This is a genomic window from Ruegeria sp. AB8, assembly GCF_056542605.1.
In genome coordinates, this window is record NZ_JBQGAB010000005.1 from 16,713 (window position 1) to 32,270 (window position 15,558).

At 57.4% G+C, this 15,558-nt stretch carries 16 protein-coding genes; 7 read left to right on the plus strand and 9 right to left on the minus strand.

Annotated elements, in window-relative coordinates:
* The first annotated feature begins 56 nt into the window (after positions 1–56).
* From soxC to ACR0CG_RS06600, 7 genes are all read left to right on the plus strand, one after another.
* Entirely contained in the window at positions 57–1,328 is a 1,272-nt protein-coding gene (gene soxC / locus ACR0CG_RS06570) for a sulfite dehydrogenase (RefSeq protein WP_480523538.1), read from the plus strand.
* A complete protein-coding gene (locus ACR0CG_RS06575) occupies positions 1,312–2,370 on the plus strand; it encodes a c-type cytochrome (protein ID WP_480523540.1) in 1,059 nt (352 codons plus the stop codon). The genes soxC and ACR0CG_RS06575 overlap by 17 nt, the downstream gene beginning before the upstream one ends.
* A 56-nt stretch (positions 2,371–2,426) precedes the next feature.
* Positions 2,427–3,080 (plus strand): c-type cytochrome, encoded by a 654-nt coding sequence (locus ACR0CG_RS06580; RefSeq protein ID WP_480523821.1) that lies wholly within the window; start codon positions 2,427–2,429, stop codon positions 3,078–3,080.
* Positions 3,081–3,104: 24 nt separating this feature from the next.
* A complete protein-coding gene (locus ACR0CG_RS06585) occupies positions 3,105–4,367 on the plus strand; it encodes an FCSD flavin-binding domain-containing protein (RefSeq protein WP_480523542.1) in 1,263 nt (420 codons plus the stop codon).
* Between the two features lie 78 nt (positions 4,368–4,445).
* On the plus strand, positions 4,446–4,880 hold the full coding sequence (locus ACR0CG_RS06590; RefSeq protein ID WP_480523544.1) for a DUF302 domain-containing protein: 435 nt from the start codon (positions 4,446–4,448) through the stop codon (positions 4,878–4,880).
* A 1-nt stretch (position 4,881) separates the two neighbouring features.
* Positions 4,882–6,105, plus strand: a complete 1,224-nt coding sequence (gene hemA / locus ACR0CG_RS06595) for a 5-aminolevulinate synthase (protein ID WP_480523546.1) — start codon at positions 4,882–4,884, stop codon at positions 6,103–6,105.
* Between the two features lie 52 nt (positions 6,106–6,157).
* The gene (locus ACR0CG_RS06600) at positions 6,158–7,216 is read left to right on the plus strand and encodes a YeeE/YedE family protein (protein WP_480523548.1); all 1,059 of its coding nucleotides are present in this window, start codon (positions 6,158–6,160) and stop codon (positions 7,214–7,216) included.
* A 1-nt stretch (position 7,217) separates the two neighbouring features.
* Here ACR0CG_RS06600 and ACR0CG_RS06605 read toward each other — a convergent pair whose 3' ends face one another.
* The 9 genes from ACR0CG_RS06605 to pcaG all read right to left on the minus strand — a co-directional run bounded on the left by ACR0CG_RS06605 (position 7,218) and on the right by pcaG (position 15,557).
* Positions 7,218–8,159, minus strand: a complete 942-nt coding sequence (locus ACR0CG_RS06605) for an MBL fold metallo-hydrolase (protein WP_480523823.1) — start codon at positions 8,157–8,159, stop codon at positions 7,218–7,220.
* Positions 8,159–9,085 carry an MBL fold metallo-hydrolase gene (locus tag ACR0CG_RS06610; RefSeq protein WP_480523550.1) on the minus strand — a complete coding sequence of 309 codons (927 nt, stop codon included), beginning with the start codon at positions 9,083–9,085 and terminating at the stop codon, positions 8,159–8,161. Before ACR0CG_RS06610 ends, ACR0CG_RS06605 begins: the two co-directional genes overlap by 1 nt.
* Positions 9,086–9,220: 135 nt before the next feature.
* A complete protein-coding gene (locus ACR0CG_RS06615; protein WP_480523552.1) occupies positions 9,221–10,612 on the minus strand; it encodes a TRAP transporter large permease in 1,392 nt (463 codons plus the stop codon).
* Positions 10,605–11,102 (minus strand): TRAP transporter small permease, encoded by a 498-nt coding sequence (locus tag ACR0CG_RS06620; RefSeq protein WP_480523555.1) that lies wholly within the window; start codon positions 11,100–11,102, stop codon positions 10,605–10,607. The genes ACR0CG_RS06615 and ACR0CG_RS06620 overlap by 8 nt, the downstream gene beginning before the upstream one ends.
* Positions 11,103–11,165: 63 nt before the next feature.
* On the minus strand, positions 11,166–12,200 hold the full coding sequence (locus tag ACR0CG_RS06625) for a TRAP transporter substrate-binding protein (RefSeq protein ID WP_480523556.1): 1,035 nt from the start codon (positions 12,198–12,200) through the stop codon (positions 11,166–11,168).
* A gap of 73 nt (positions 12,201–12,273) precedes the next feature.
* A complete protein-coding gene (locus ACR0CG_RS06630; RefSeq protein ID WP_480523558.1) occupies positions 12,274–13,332 on the minus strand; it encodes a 3-carboxy-cis,cis-muconate cycloisomerase in 1,059 nt (352 codons plus the stop codon).
* On the minus strand, positions 13,329–14,114 hold the full coding sequence (gene pcaD, locus ACR0CG_RS06635) for a 3-oxoadipate enol-lactonase (RefSeq protein WP_480523559.1): 786 nt from the start codon (positions 14,112–14,114) through the stop codon (positions 13,329–13,331). Before pcaD ends, ACR0CG_RS06630 begins: the two co-directional genes overlap by 4 nt.
* A complete protein-coding gene (locus tag ACR0CG_RS06640) occupies positions 14,114–14,965 on the minus strand; it encodes a 3-oxoadipate:acetyl-CoA acetyltransferase (RefSeq protein ID WP_480523561.1) in 852 nt (283 codons plus the stop codon). Before ACR0CG_RS06640 ends, pcaD begins: the two co-directional genes overlap by 1 nt.
* Entirely contained in the window at positions 14,958–15,557 is a 600-nt protein-coding gene (pcaG, locus tag ACR0CG_RS06645; RefSeq protein ID WP_480523563.1) for a protocatechuate 3,4-dioxygenase subunit alpha, read from the minus strand. Before pcaG ends, ACR0CG_RS06640 begins: the two co-directional genes overlap by 8 nt.
* Position 15,558: the final 1 nt, after the last annotated feature.

Here is a 15,558-nt window from a genome sequence, read left to right on the forward strand (position 1 = left end):
CCGGAACTTGCAACACATAAACAAAATTTGCTGATCGAGTAACGGAGGCAAACACGATGAGTGAAAACTCCAGAGAAAAGGCACCCTCCCGCCGCCAATTTCTAAGTGGCGCGGCCGCCGTTGGAGTAGGAGCAGTCGGCGCCGGAGCAGTGCGCGCTGCCGGCCCCGATCCGCTGATTACCCAGGTTCAGGAATGGGCACAGGCCACTGGTGAGGGCGTGGATGCGACCCCCTACGGGTTGCCGATCCAGTTTGAAGACGACGTCGTGCGCCGCAATGTCGAGTGGCTGACCGCCGACACGATCAGTTCGATAAACTTCACACCGATCCACGCGTTGGACGGTACAATCACGCCGCAGGGTTGCGCGTTCGAAAGGCATCATTCAGGCGCCATCGAACTGAGCAAGGCGGACTACCGCCTGATGATCAACGGGTTGGTCGATACACCCCTTGTGTTCACCTACGAAGACCTTGAACGCTTCCCGCGAGAGAACCGCGTTTATTTCTGCGAGTGCGCTGCAAATACAGGTATGGAGTGGGCCGGTGCGCAACTGAATGGTGCGCAGTTCACCCATGGAATGATCCACAATATGGAATATTCCGGCGTATCGCTTCGCACCCTGCTGGAAGAGGCCGGCGTGAAGCCCGAAGGCAAGTGGGTTTACGTTGAAGGGGCGGATGCATCCTCGAACGGGCGCTCGATCCCGCTGGAAAAGGCCATGGACGACGTGCTCGTGGCCTTCAAGGCCAATGGCGAGGCGTTGCGCAAGGAACATGGCTATCCGGTTCGCCTGGTCGTCCCCGGTTGGGAAGGCAACATGTGGGTCAAATGGCTGCGCCGTGTCGAGGTCACGGAAATGGTGATTGAGAGCCGCGAGGAGACTTCGAAATACACCGACACGCTGGAAGACGGCACATCCCGTAAATGGACTTGGGTCATGGACGCCAAGTCCGTTGTAACGTCGCCCAGTCCACAGGCTCCGATAAAGCACGGACCGGGACCCTTGGTGATCACAGGGTTGGCCTGGTCTGGAAGAGGCTCGATCACGGGTGTCGACGTTTCCGTGGACGGGGGCAAGAACTGGATTCCGGCCCGACTGGCAGCGCCCGGTACGGACAAGGCGCTGACCCGCTTTTATCTGGACTACAACTGGGACGGGTCCGAAATGCTTCTGCAGGCCCGCGCGAAGGATTCCACAGGCTATGTCCAGCCAAGCAAGGCCCAACTGCGTGAAGTGCGCGGCGAGAATTCAATTTACCACAACAATTGCATCCAGACCTGGTGGATCAAAGAGACCGGAGAGGCGGAAAATGTCGAAGTATCCTGAGCTGTTGGCCGCCTCTGCCCTTGCTTTATGTTTGGCCGTACCGGCTCATGCCGAAAAATTCGGACTTGGACGGCCAGCACTGTCAGAAGAGATTGCGGCGTGGGATCTGGACGTCGCTCCGGACGGAACCGGGTTGCCGGAGGGTTCTGGTGACGTGTTCACCGGAGAAGAGGTCTTTGCCGAGCAATGCGCGATCTGCCACGGCGATTTCGCGGAAGGCGTGGACAACTGGCCCAAACTGGCGGGCGGCGAAGGTACACTGTCCGACAAGGACCCCCTGAAAACAGTCGGGTCCTATTGGCCCTATCTTTCGACGGTCTGGGACTATGTAAACCGGTCCATGCCCTTCGGAAACGCACAGTCGCTGGAAACGGATGATGTCTATGCGATGGTGGCCTATATCCTTTATTCCAATGACATCGTCGATGACGAGTTTACTCTGTCGCACGAGAATTTCCTCGAAGTCGAAATGCCGAATGCAGGCGGTTTCATCGTGGATGATCGTGAAACCGCTGAGGCCCATTTCTGGACCATCAAACCTTGCATGACCGATTGCAAGGAAAGCGTGGAAATCACGATGCGCGCGGCCGTTTTGGATGTTACGCCTGAAGAAACCGCAGCAAAGGCGACCGAGGCGCAGCCTTCGGTTCAGGAAGCATCGGTGGAGGTCGAAGAGAAACCGGCGGAAGCTACAGCAGTAGAACAAACCGCCGCACTTGATCCCGAGATGATCGAAAGCGGAAAGAAAGTTTTCAAGAAGTGCCAATCCTGTCATCAGGTCGGTGAAAGTGCCAAGCACCGGACGGGCCCTGCCTTGAATGGGATTATCGGGGCCAATGCCGGTGCTGTCGAAGGGTTCAAATATTCCAAGGCAATGAAGGCGGCTGCCGATGACGGCCTCGTCTGGACTGACGAAGAAATGGCGGCGTTTCTGGCAAAGCCCAAAGCCTACATGAAGGGGACCCGAATGTCTTTCGCGGGCCTTAAGAAAGAGGACGATATCCAGGCGGTCATTGTCTATCTCAAGTCGTTCGGAGGCTGACCATGGGGTGGCCGAAGGTACTGAGTTGTGCTGCGGTCTTGGGTGGTCTTGCACCCATGGCAAGCGCAACCGAGGACCTGGGCGATGCGGACGCCGGGAAAGCTGTGTTCGCGCAGTGTAAAGGCTGCCACGAGGTCGGTGACGGGGCTGAAAACAAGATCGGTCCACATCTGAACGGAATCTTCGGACGCAAGGCCGCCGGGCTGGATGGCTTCAACTATTCGAAAAGCCTGAAACGTGCAGGAAATTCGGGCCTGGAATGGCACGCGGACACCCTGTCGGCTTACATCGAAAACCCACGTGCCTTTGCGTCAGGAACACGGATGAGTTTTCGCGGTTTGAAGACCGCGGAAGACCGGGCAAACGTTATCGCATATCTTCGGGCGTTTTCGGACAATCCCCGGGATATTCCCGAAGCGGATCCAACGGCTAAAAGTACCGATCGCTCGGTCGACCCGGCAATTCTGGCGATCCAGGGTGATCCTGAATACGGCGCATATCTCAGCAGCGAATGTACGACATGCCATCAGATCGAAGGGGCCGACGATGGCATTCCGTCGATCGTGTATTGGCCTGATGAGGACTTCTTGGTCGCCATGCACGCATACAAGCAAAAGCAGCGGCCCCATCCGGTCATGCAAATGATCGCCGGACGGCTAAGCAACGACGAGATCGCGGCCTTGGCCGCCTATTTCAACAATCCAGAGTGAAAGTGACTAAGGGGAGGAAACGCGATGACAATCAATAGACGAGCATTTCTTGGAACCGCCGGGGCAATTGCCGCCGGGCTGTCCGCTCCGATGGTACTGGCGCAAGGCAAGCCACGGGTCGTGGTTGTTGGCGGCGGCGCCGGTGGGGCAACCGCTGCACGCTACATTGCCAAGGATAGCAAAGGCGAAATCGACGTTACTCTGATCGAGCCGTCCCGAACATACTACACCTGTTTCTTCTCGAACCTGTATCTGGGAGGGTTTCAGGAGCTTTCGGATATTGCTCACAGCTATGGCACTCTGGCCGCGGACTACGGCATCAACGTGGTTCACGATTGGGCGGTTGGTGTTGATCGCGACGCAAAGACCGTGTCCCTGGCGGGGGGTGGATCCGTCCCGTATGACAAGCTGATCCTGAGCCCGGGTATCGATTTCGTCGATGGCGCGGTCGAGGGTTGGGATATCTCCGCACAAAACAAGATGCCGCACGCATATAAGGCCGGTTCCCAGACCGAACTCCTGAAAGCGCAGGTAATGGCAATGCCCGAAGGCGGGACCTTTGCAATGGTCGCCCCGCCGAATCCCTACCGTTGCCCTCCCGGGCCGTATGAGCGCGTTTCAATGGTCGCGCATGTTCTGCAGGCGAACAATCCGACAGCAAAAATTATCGTGGCTGATCCGAAACCGAAGTTTTCCAAGATGTCACTGTTTCAGGAAGGCTGGGCAAACCACTACGAAGGGATGGTTGACTGGATCGGTGAAGACTTCGGCGGCGGCAACGTGTCGGTGAATCCGGACGCGATGACTGTGACCATCGACGGTGAAGTGACCAAGGTCGATGTCTGCAATGTGATCCCAGCGATGAAAGCGGGGCGCATCGCGGAAATGGCCGGTGTGACCGACGGCAACTGGGCGCCCGTCAATGCGGCGGACATGTCCTCGAAAGCCGATCCGGACATTTATGTCCTTGGTGATGCCAGCCAGCAGGGCGACATGCCGAAATCCGGTTTCTCGGCAAACAGTCAGGCGAAGGTTTGTGCAAATGCCGTACGAGGCGCGCTGACCGGGTCGAAAGTGTTTCCGGCCAAGTTTTCGAACACGTGCTGGTCGCTCATCGATGCAGATGACGGGGTCAAGGTTGGTGCCACGTACGAAGCGACGCCCGAGAAGATCGCCAAGGTGGATGGTTTCATCAGTCAGACAGGCGAAAACGCAGACCTTCGGAAAGCAACCTACGAAGAGTCGCTTGGTTGGTACGCGGGTATCACTTCGGACATGTTTGGCTAAAGGACTCGGGGGTTGACCGGTGTCAAAGCCCCCGCAGCACAACCTGAGAGAATGCGGTTCACGAGGAGGATCACGATCATGAAACACTTTATCGCTACGGCCGCGCTTTCCGCTGTCTTGGCAAGCCAGGCGCTTGCGGAAGCGATCATAACCACTCCCTTCGACGGAAGTTTTGACGATGCAACCTTCGCCGTGGAGTCCGCGATCGTGGGACAGGGACTGGTCATCGACTATGTCAGCCATGTCGGTGAAATGCTGAACCGAACAGGCGCTGATGTCGGCAGCAACAAACAGATTTTTTCGGCCGCAGATATCTTCATCTTCTGTTCAGCAAAGATCTCGCGTGAGGTGATGGAAGCCGACCCAATGAATATCGGCTACTGCCCCTACGGAATTTTTGTGGCCGAGAACGATAGCGGCGTGATGGTGGGATACCGTAGCTATCCTGACGGTCCGATGCAAAAGGTTCAGACCCTGTTGTCCGAGATCGTCGAAGAGGCCGTTGGAAACTGAAATGGACTACCAGCAGTGCATTCGCGACCAGCTTGATAAGCTGAAGGAAGAAGGGAACTACCGGGTTTTCGCTGATCTGGAACGTCAGTGTGGCAAGTTCCCAACTGCCCGAAGCCACACGAAGAACAGTCCTCAGAATGTAACCGTCTGGTGTTCGAACGATTATCTCGGGATGGGTCAGCATCCCAAAGTCCTCGCCGCCATGCATCAGGCCATTGACAGCTGTGGTGCCGGGGCTGGCGGAACACGGAATATCTCGGGAACCACTCACGAGCATGTGTTGCTTGAACAAGAACTTGCAGACCTGCATGGCAAGGAAGCGGCGTTGTTGTTCACGTCCGGCTACGTGTCGAACTGGGCTGCTTTGGGCACTTTGGCGTCCAAGATCCCCGGTATCACTGTTCTGTCCGATGAACTGAACCACGCTTCGATGATCGAGGGCATACGCCATAGTCGCTGCAACAAGCGGATCTGGAAGCACAACGACCTCGCGGACCTTGAAAGGCACCTTGCGGACCTGCCGGCCAATACCCCGAAACTCATCGCGTTCGAGAGTGTTTATTCGATGGACGGCGACATTGCACCGATTGCCGAGATTTGCGATCTGGCGGATCGCTATGGCGCGATGACATATCTGGATGAGGTTCACGCCGTCGGACTTTACGGCCCACGCGGAGGTGGCATTGCCGAACGCGAAGGTCTGATGGACCGTCTGACCGTCATCGAAGGAACATTGGGCAAAGCGTTCGGCGTTGTCGGCGGATACATTGCGGCCTCCCATGACCTTGTCGACTTTGTTCGGTCTTTTGCCAGCGGGTTCATATTCACCACCGCGCTGCCCCCTGCCGTGGCAGCTGGTGCGGCGGCCTCTGTTCGTCATCTGAAGCAGAGCAAAGCGGAGCGGCATTTGCACCGGCAACGCGTGCAGGAAGTCAGAATCAGGCTGGACGAACTGGGCATTCCACACACACCCAACCCAAGCCACATCATCCCGGTCATGGTTGGCGACCCGGTCAAATGCCGCTTTATATCAGACGTTCTGATGCGTGATTTCGGGATCTATATCCAGCCCATCAACTATCCAACCGTCCCGAAGGGAACTGAACGTTTACGGATCACTCCGTCGCCCGTGCATTCACCGGAAGACATCGGCAGGTTGGTAGCCGCTTTGGGCGAGCTTTGGACGCAATGCCAACTGGCTCGTCGGCCGATGGCCGCACAATAGTAATTTGACGAAAGGCAAAGACGAACAATCAACGAGGTGAGAGTTTCTGTCCATGGAGAGGCTCATCGATTTACTGGGAGACCCGGGCGCGCTGGCCTTTGCCGGAGCGCTTGTCGGCCTCCTGTTCGGTGTGACCGCCCAGAAATCCCACTTCTGTTTGCGCGCCTCGACCGTCGAGGTCGCTGAAGGTGAGTTCGGGCCACGGCTCGCGGTTTGGCTGATTGCCTTCTCCGCAGCGCTGACTCTGGTGCAGGGGTTTGTCTCGTTCGGATGGCTGGACCTGTCCGGGGCGCGTGCGATTGCATCGACGGGAAGTCTCAGCGGTGCGGTAATTGGCGGTGCAATGTTCGGGGTTGGAATGGTTCTGTCGCGCGGGTGCGCCTCACGCCTGTTGGTTCTGGCGTCCAGCGGGAACCTGCGTGCCCTTGTAGCGGGGTTGATTCTGACCTTGGTGGCTCAGGCGGCCTACACCGGTGTTCTCAGCCCGGCGCGCGAGGCGCTTTCCGGCATCTGGACCATCGCTGGAGGCGCGCCGCGTGATCTGTCCAAGATAATTGGGTTTTCTCCGGTGATTTACGCAAGCCTTGCGGCCTTCGGGTTGGCCTTGGCAATTGCATTTGCAATCCGCCGCAATGTCCCGATCACCAAGATCGTATCCGCAGCAGGAGTTGGGGTGGCGGTTGCACTTGGCTGGTTGATGACATTTGCAATCGCGCAAGCGTCTTTTGAAGTTGTGCCTGTGTCCTCGGTCACCTTCACGGGCCCCTCCACAGATACACTGATGGCATTGGTTGCAGAGCGTAATGTCGTGCTGTCCTTCGGTATCGGCCTTGTTCCGGGTGTGGCCGTCGGCGCGGCGGGATCAGCCATACTTGCCGGAGAGTGGAAGATTGAACGGTTTGGCCCGGATACACCGATGGAACGCTACCTGGTCGGGGCCGTTCTTATGGGTTTCGGAGCGATGCTGGCAGGCGGCTGCGCCGTTGGGGCCGGTTTGTCTGGTGGGTCAGCCCTGTCATTGACCGCATGGCTTGCCGTCTTCTTCATGTGGGTTGGCGCGATCAGCACGCATAGATTGCTGATGCGGTTGCCCGTTCCGCAGCAGTCCTGAACTATTCGAATTCCATCTGCTCAAAAACACGTCCGGCGTTTTTTGTTGCCAGTTCTTCAAACGTATCCAGTTGGGCGTACGGGGACTGATCGACGTAGTAGGCCCCGGCCAGATCACCACCGGCATCCATGTGCTCCTGAACCTTGCCGCGCAGGTAAATCAGGTAGTCGCGCGTATAGCGGCGTACCTGATCCATGTTTGTCGGGTGACCGTGTCCGGGAATGACATAGGTGGCATTCAAGGCTTCGAACTCATTGTCCCAGGTCTCGAGCCAATCGGCCGTATAGGTCTCCTGAAAGATCGGCAGCAAACGCTCGTGGAAGGCCATGTCGCCTGCGATGACAAGGCTTTGGTTGGGCAACCAGATCGAAATATCACCGGGACTGTGTGCGGGCCCAAGGTATTTCGCCTCCATGCGATAGTCGCCCAGCTCGACCACATATTCGTCGTCGAATGTTTCGGTCGGTCCAGCCAGAAACGTCCCTTCGGATTTGTCTTTATTGTAGTTTTGCATCCCCTGCAGGATCTGGGCGCCGTATTCCTCAAACTCTGCCGCCGCATCCGAGTGTGCGATGATTGGAACGCCAAGTTCTGACCAGTAGGCATTGCCAAGCATCGCGTGCCCCTGACCGTTCTCGTTAAAGACAAGTTTGACCGGCTGATCCGTGATCGCCTGGATTTCCTTGTGAAGCGCTTCGGCAAGCACATAGGCCGCACCACCGTTTACAACGACCACGCCCTCACCGGTTACGATGAAGCTGAGGTTGTTGTTGTGACCGGAGTTTTCATAGGTGGGCGGAGCAGTTGCGCCAATGGCAGAATAGACGCCGGGAATGTATTCGACCGGCTTGGAATACAGCACGCTTTGCGGGTATTGATCTGCAATATCTTCGCTGGCCAGGGCTGGTGTGGCCAAGGCAACGGCAATCACGAACGATCGCATCATGAAGGCTCTCCAATGAATCGATATGCGGAGCCGGTCTTTTCGACCCGGCCAATCCCACCGTTCGGCAGATGGAAGCCAATGATTTTCATTTGCTCCTGAGAAATCTGACCCAGCAGTGATGTGCGCGCAGTTGCTGCAGCTTCAGGTTCCTGATCAGTACCACTGTGCCAGTCCGGGCGTTCGAACGCGACATGCGGATTCCCGAGCGCATCGCCGACGATCATGACGGCCTCGGTTCCATTGTGAATTTCAAATGCCATATGGCCGGGCGTGTGCCCATAACTTGCCCGCGCGGCGATACCGGGAAGGATCTCCTGACCGTCGTCAAAGAACGCGACCTGATCCTCAATCGCCTCCATGCGTCGCTTTGCGCCCACGGCAAACGCGGCGCGATCTTCCCCTATCGATCCTACCGTTGAAGGGTTCCACCAATAGTCCCATTCCTTGCGGCCAAAGTGGTGCGTGGCGTTGGGAAAAAACAGATCGTCGAAGTCATCCAAAACGCCCCAAAGGTGATCCGGGTGCGCGTGGGTAAAGATCACCTGAGTTACGTCTTCAGGCGCCAGGCCAATTGTTTCAAGAGTTTCCAAAAGCTTGCCGGACGTCGGCATGAAATCAGACCCCGCCCCAACATCGAACAACACCGTGTTTTCATTGTCGCGGTAAAGTGCAACGTTGCACTCCGGCTCGTACTTGGTCGTGTCCACCTTGTTGCGGTTCAGAAGCTGCTTCAGCTCTTCCTTCGGCATGGATCCGAACACCATCTCCGGCGGCAACGACAGGTGCCCGTCTGACACTGTTGATATCCGGGCCGAAGTACCAAGCTGCACCTCGGCGAGTGCAATCCTGGATTGAGCACCCAATGCCGTCAGGCATGCGGCGTGAAACAAGAAAGTGCGTCGGGACCATGCATTCTCACTCATACACAATCACTAAAATGAATATTTTAATTTGTAAACGGCGAAAAGGAATTTGGTGCCGTGCCGTTTTCCTCAAAATCACAGCGCATCTAAGTCGGAGATACTGCGCAAGCGTCCAAAACAGGTATCAAAACTCGCTTAGCCCCCGATGAGTGCCGGCACCGCTAGCGTCAGGGCCGGTATCGACAGGATCAATGCAACCCGTACGACCTCGGCACCAAGAAAGGGAAAGACGCCTCGGAATACCGTGCCCATGGACGTATCCCTTGCAAGCGACGAAATGATGAACACGTTCAACCCGACGGGGGGCGTTATCAACCCCAGTTCCACAACGATCAGCGCCAGTATTCCAAACCAGATCTTGAGGTTATCGGCGTCCATTCCGAACGCCGCCGTCTCGGCCGTGGCGTACTCGCCCCCATTCAACGCAATCAGGGTCGGCCAGAAAAACGGGACCACCACCAGGATCATTGCCAAGCTCTCCATGAAGCAGCCAAGAATGACAAAGAGGCACAGCATGACCACAAGGATCAGCATCGGATCCATACCACTGGTTGCGGCCCAGTCGGACAAGGCCTGCGGCAGCTGAGTGCGGGCAAAAAAGCCTTTCAGAACTTCGGCGCCAAAAAGGATCAGGTAGATCATTCCACTGGTGATTGCCGTGGCGCGAATGGCCTTCAGCAACCCGGAAAACGCTAGGCCTTCGCCGGTAAACACCCGCAGTGCAAAACCGTAGGCCGTTATCACAAAAACCCCAATGCTGGCGGCGGGTGTTGGCGTGAACAGACCAAAGCCCAGACCCAGTATGATGGCACCGAAAATCAGAATAACGGGCCAGAGGCGACGTATAGCCAGTTTTCGTTCAACCGGATCCATCTGCGTCGGCTCTGGCGCCAGCGATGGTTTCACCCTCACCTGAATGGCAATCACGGCGATAAAACCCAGAACGGCCAATATCCCTGGCACGATAGCGGCCTGAAACATCCGCAGGATCGAGCCCTCCACGATGATTGCATAGATCACCAGGGCTACCGATGGCGGGATCAGAATTCCCAAGGTCCCTCCGGCGGCCAGTGAACCTGAGGCAAGACTGGGCGCATATCCCAGCCGTTTCAGTTCGGGCAACGACACGCGCCCCATCGTGGCTGCGGTCGCCAGAGAAGACCCGCAAACTGCACCGAAACCACCGCAAGCCGCGACCGCAGCCATCGCAACGCCACCGCGCAAACGCGACATGAGCGCTTCGAGGCCTTTGAAGAGATCAGTGGATAGTCGCGCTTCGGCCGCAACATAGCCCATCAGGACAAACAGCGGGACGACGGAAAGGTCATAGTTGGCCACGTTTTCCCACAGCAGGCTTTTGAATTGCTTCAGGTAGGGCACGAACCGGATGTAACTGACAGATTGGCTCAACACCCACGTGCCGCCAATCCCCACAACGATCATCGCGATCCCGACGGGCATCCGAAGCAGCAGCAGGACGAAAAGAACGATCAGGCCAAGAATGCCGATGGAAATGGGATCAAGCATCTGCGGCGCCCTCGAATGCCTGAGACACCGCGATCAAAGCCCACAGGATCATCGACAGCAGACCGGGGAAATAGAATGGCCAGGTCGGCCACCCCAGAACGCTGGTCACCACCGCGTCCGAGCGTACTTCGAGCATACCGAAAACCATCCAGTAGCTTAAAAACACAGCTACAATGACGGTGACCCCCAACCAAAGAAGATCGAAGCCGCGCTGCACGGACTTGGGCAAGTGATCCATCAGCAGATCCACTGACACATGGCCTCGATTTGCCTGGCAGTAGGGAAAGAACATCAAGGCTGCGCAGCTGATCGCCAGCTGAACAAAATCCTCATAGCCCGGCAGACCCGACACATCCGCGCCGAACGCCCCGGCAAACCGATCGAGGATGAAGGCAAAAGCATTCGTTGTTGTGACGGCGACAATCGCCAGCAAGATGACGCCGCCGAGCAATGCAAAAGCATCCGCCAGCCGTTTCAGAACCACGCGCATTCTCATATTCCCGAGGCTTCACAAACGACCGAGCGACCATCGGACCGCTCGGCCGTTTTCCAATCAGTTGCCAGACTGGGCTGCGGCAATTGCCGCGCGGGCCTTGTCGACGAGGGCTGCACCATCAATGCCCTTCTCGCTCACCTCGTCAATCCAACGCTGGACGATCTGTTCGCTCACGGCGTTGAACTTGGCCGCTTCTTCGTCGGACAACACGATCCGTTCTACACCTGCGGCTTCAAGTGCCTCGGTGCCGCTTTCTTCGAAACTCTCCCAATTGGAACCGACCTCGCGCGCGACATTGGCGCCTGAATTGGCGTCGATAACGGCCTTAAGGTCATCCGGAAGCGCTTCGTAGGCGTCTTTGTTCATCGCCACCATGAAGGTTGCGGTGCCAAAGCGGTCTCCGTTCGGCAGTTCTGTTATGGACTTGTCCAGTTCCTGCAATTTCAGGGGCCGCACGATTTCCAGCGGGATCAGCGCGCCATCCACAACGCCTTTCGACATGGCTTCGGGCAAGGCCGGCACGGGCATGCCGACGGGTTCCGCACCAATGCCTTCGATCACCCACGCGCCCGTACGGCTGGGGGTCCGCAGCTTCATCCCCTTTGCGTCTTCCAGAGTGCGCACCGGGTCGGACGCCGAATGTATGACATTCCCATCATGGGTGTGCAAAAAGATGACGTGGACGTCATCGAAGTCCTCCGCCAGCATCTCCATCGAGGCGTTCATGGCGACCGTTGTATCCGTCGCAGAGCCTGCGTGAACAAGCGGCAGCTCGAAAACTTCGGTGCGCGGAAAGACACCCGGTGTGTATCCCAGGACTGTCCAGACAATATCGGCAGACCCATCACGCACTTGGCTGTACAGTTCAGGTGGTTTGCCACCCATCGACATTGACGGGAAGATTTCAATCGCAATCCTACCATCGCTGTCGGCAGTGATCTTATCGGCCCATGGCTGAAGCATGCCTTTATGCGCCGCTGCGACTGGCGGCAGGAAGTGATGCATCGTCAGCGTCACATCCTGGGCCAGGCTGGCTGTTGCTGAAACGGCCAGGGCGGCCAGTGAACTCAGCAAGGATTTCCTTTTGGTCATGATTTCTCCTCCTCCGTAGTGTCGTGATGGCGAAGTTCGGTGTTTGGCGTTCGGCGCGATGTCTGCCTCGCGCCTATTCCCGCACCCCCATTGAATCAATTTGCGCGCACAGGGCATTCGCTGCCGAAAGCGATCTGGCCGTGCACCTGGCCATGTTTGGCAACAGCATCCATTCCAGGGACCAGGCGCTTCCTGAACGTTCCTGTTCATGCACAAGCGCCTGATGCATCCCCGATACTTGCGTGGCATTGAAGCGCGCCAGCGTTACCAGCAATTCGGCAAGAATTGGGTTCTGTTTGTGCGGCATGGCTGATGACCCGCCGCCGCCTGAAAGCTTGATTTCGTCGACACCCTGCTGCGCCATCAAGCAGATGTCTTGCCCCATTTTCCCAATCGAACCGGAAATCAGCGACAACAGATTTGCATAATTGGTGACGGTTGCGCGATCTGAATGCCAGTTGCGGCTGGGTGGGCGCAGCGACAACGCTTTGGCAACAAAGGCTGCCAGGTCGCGATGCTTTTCGCCAATGGCCTGTCCATCCCCGACTGCCCCGCCCCATTGAAGGCGCTCGACACTCTTGCGCATCTGCTCGATGCGATCGCCGTGCTCGATAAACGGCGCTTGCCAGTTCTCGATCCGGTGCCCGACCGAGATCGGCAATGCGGCCTGCATCCGTGTACGCCCCATCATCTTGTTGCTGCCGAACCGACGGCCCAGATCACCCAATCGCTCGGTCAGGGTCGACAAACGATCCGCGATCAGGTCTGAGTTTTCGCGCATTGTCATAGCCAGCGCTGTATCCATCACATCCTGTGAGGTTGTGCCGGTATGGATCGCGCCCTCTAATGGCCCGGCCTCGGCCTTCAAACCACGCACAAATGCGGGAATTGGCATCCCGTCTTTTAAGGTTCCGGTCTGCAAATCCCGAAGGTCCGGATTGGCGGGCTCAATCAACTCGGCGGCGGCCCGGGCCTGGTCCTCCGGCACGACGCCAATGGCGCCAAGCCCGCGGGAATAGGCGGCTTCGAAGGCAAGCATATGGGCCAGCGTGCGTTCGGCTGACCAGATCACCTCGGCTTCCTGATCGCCAAAGAGGCCCGACAACCAAGGATGATTGAACACGTCACTCATGCCACAACACCTAACAGTGCCCGGATCTGGCCCGCGACAAATCCCGGCGCTTCGACGCATGGCAAGTGCCCGACATCCGGCAAAATATGTCGCTCTGCGCCTTTTATGAGATCGGCCAAAGCCTCTACAAGTTCGGGCGGCGTTGCCTGATCTTCACGCCCACCGACACAGATGGTGGGTACTTTGATCTGGCTGGTTGTTTCGGCAAGGTCCGCATCCCGAATGGCCTCGCAGGTCGCGACATAACCTTCGGCAGGTATGCGTGTCAGCATGTTCCGGTAACCGGCCACGGCATCGGGGTGCTCGGCTCGGAAACGGTTGGAAAACCAACGTTCCATTACCGTGTCGGCGATGTCATCGATACCGGATTCACGCACAGCCTGAATGCGCGTATTCCAAACCTCGTCATTTCCAATTTTCGTACCGGAGTTGCTCAGGATAAGCCCGGCCACAAGATCGGGGCGTCGGTGGGCAGCGCGCTGTGCGATCAGTCCGCCGACCGAAACACCGCACAGAATTGCATTGCGCCAACCCAACATGTCCATCAGATCCGCAACATCTTCGGCCAGCATATCAATTGAGGTCACAGCGCAATCCGACAGTCCATGCCCGCGCTTGTCCCAAAGCAGGCATTCTGTTTTGCCCAGACCTGCCACGACTTCCCGCCAGATGCGATAATCCGTCCCCAAAGAGTTCAGAAAGACAACTGGCACTCCGCCGACACCGTGGTTTGCCACTTCATAGTGCAGGATTACGTCACGGGGTCTGGCGAAACTCGGCATCAGGCGGCGACCTCTCGCAGCCCAAGGATCGCGCGTGCCTGCGCGACAGTCGCGACAGGGCGTTCGTGCGTTTCGCAGATTTCGACGGCTCGACGAACCAACGCTGCATTCGACGGAGCAAGCGTGGTTCTGTCCAGGCGCACATTGTCTTCAAGCCCCGTTCGAACATGCCCGCCAGAAACAACAGACCACTCGTTCAACACGACCTGATTTGCCCCGACGCCTGCCGCACACCATGGCACATCCCCCCAAAGGCGGCGCACTGTGTGCACGTAGAAATCGAAAACCTCAAGATCAACGGGCATCGCGTTTTTCACGCCCATGACAAACTGGACATAGGGCACATCCCTGATTTGACCTGCCTTATGCATTTTGGCCGCCTGAAAGATATGAGACAGGTCGAACGCCTCAATCTCTGGCCTGACATCGTATTTCACCATCTCGCTGGCCAGCCATTCGACAAGATCAGGCGGGTTTTCGTAAACGCGGGTCGGAAAGTTATTCGATCCGACGGACAAGGACGCCATGTCCGGCCGCAGTGGCAACATGCCACCACGGGCGGAGCCCGCCCCGGACCGCCCGCCCGTCGAAAGCTGCACGATCATGCCGGGACAGTGGGTTTCGATCCCTTCTTTCAACGCGGCAAAAAGATCGGGGTCCGAGGTAGGTTTGCCTTCCTCATCGCGCACATGGCAATGGGCGATGGCAGCACCGGCCTCAAAAGCCTCATGTGTGCTTTCAACCTGTTCCGACACGCTGATCGGAACAGCCGGGTTGTCCGCCTTGGTCGGAACCGAGCCGGTGATTGCCACGCAGATAATACACGGGTTTTGTTTTGTTTCGTCAGACATCGAAGAACACCGTTTCTTTTTCCCCCTGCAAGCGAATGTCGAACCGATAGCCGTCCGGGGTTCTTTCAGCTATCAGGGTTTGCCGCCGGTCAACCTGTTCGATCAGATTCAGAACCGGATCAACCGAATTGGCGGCCTCTTCTTCCGGGAAATAGAGCCGCGTGTTCAGCCCAACATTTATGCCGCGCGCCACTAACCACAGGCTGATGTGCGGAGCCATTGGCCTGCCGTCCCGATACGGAACAGAGCCGGGCTTGACTGTTTCAACGATCCACTCTCCGGATTCAAAATCGGGTATGATACGGCCCCATCCACGAAAACCGGGCTCGACCTCGCCCTGCCCGGGGTAAATCCCCTTGGCATTGGCTTGCCAGACTTCGATCAGAACATCCTTGACCAGCGCGCCGGTGCCATCCAGCACCCTGCCCCGAATGGTGATCCGCTCACCTTCGGCCTGCGCGCCGACAACGTCCCGGCCCAATTCCTGCCGATAAATGTCAAACCCTGCATCCCCCGGGGCCAGGCCAATGTGAACGTAGGGTCCGGCCGTTTGCGATGGGGTTTCTTTCAGATAGTCGAGCTTCTGAGCCATG

Coding starts and splice junctions, on each gene's coding strand:
- soxC (WP_480523538.1), top strand. CDS start 57: ATGAGTGAAAACTCCAGAGAAAAGGCACCCTCCCGCCGCCAATTTCTA.
- ACR0CG_RS06575 (WP_480523540.1), top strand. CDS start 1,312: ATGTCGAAGTATCCTGAGCTGTTGGCCGCCTCTGCCCTTGCTTTATGT.
- ACR0CG_RS06580 (WP_480523821.1), top strand. CDS start 2,427: ATGGCAAGCGCAACCGAGGACCTGGGCGATGCGGACGCCGGGAAAGCT.
- ACR0CG_RS06585 (WP_480523542.1), top strand. CDS start 3,105: ATGACAATCAATAGACGAGCATTTCTTGGAACCGCCGGGGCAATTGCC.
- ACR0CG_RS06590 (WP_480523544.1), top strand. CDS start 4,446: ATGAAACACTTTATCGCTACGGCCGCGCTTTCCGCTGTCTTGGCAAGC.
- hemA (WP_480523546.1), top strand. CDS start 4,882: ATGGACTACCAGCAGTGCATTCGCGACCAGCTTGATAAGCTGAAGGAA.
- ACR0CG_RS06600 (WP_480523548.1), top strand. CDS start 6,158: ATGGAGAGGCTCATCGATTTACTGGGAGACCCGGGCGCGCTGGCCTTT.
- ACR0CG_RS06605 (WP_480523823.1), bottom strand. CDS start 8,159: ATGCGATCGTTCGTGATTGCCGTTGCCTTGGCCACACCAGCCCTGGCC.
- ACR0CG_RS06610 (WP_480523550.1), bottom strand. CDS start 9,085: ATGAGTGAGAATGCATGGTCCCGACGCACTTTCTTGTTTCACGCCGCA.
- ACR0CG_RS06615 (WP_480523552.1), bottom strand. CDS start 10,612: ATGCTTGATCCCATTTCCATCGGCATTCTTGGCCTGATCGTTCTTTTC.
- ACR0CG_RS06620 (WP_480523555.1), bottom strand. CDS start 11,102: ATGCGCGTGGTTCTGAAACGGCTGGCGGATGCTTTTGCATTGCTCGGC.
- ACR0CG_RS06625 (WP_480523556.1), bottom strand. CDS start 12,200: ATGACCAAAAGGAAATCCTTGCTGAGTTCACTGGCCGCCCTGGCCGTT.
- ACR0CG_RS06630 (WP_480523558.1), bottom strand. CDS start 13,332: ATGAGTGACGTGTTCAATCATCCTTGGTTGTCGGGCCTCTTTGGCGAT.
- pcaD (WP_480523559.1), bottom strand. CDS start 14,114: ATGCCGAGTTTCGCCAGACCCCGTGACGTAATCCTGCACTATGAAGTG.
- ACR0CG_RS06640 (WP_480523561.1), bottom strand. CDS start 14,965: ATGTCTGACGAAACAAAACAAAACCCGTGTATTATCTGCGTGGCAATC.
- pcaG (WP_480523563.1), bottom strand. CDS start 15,557: ATGGCTCAGAAGCTCGACTATCTGAAAGAAACCCCATCGCAAACGGCC.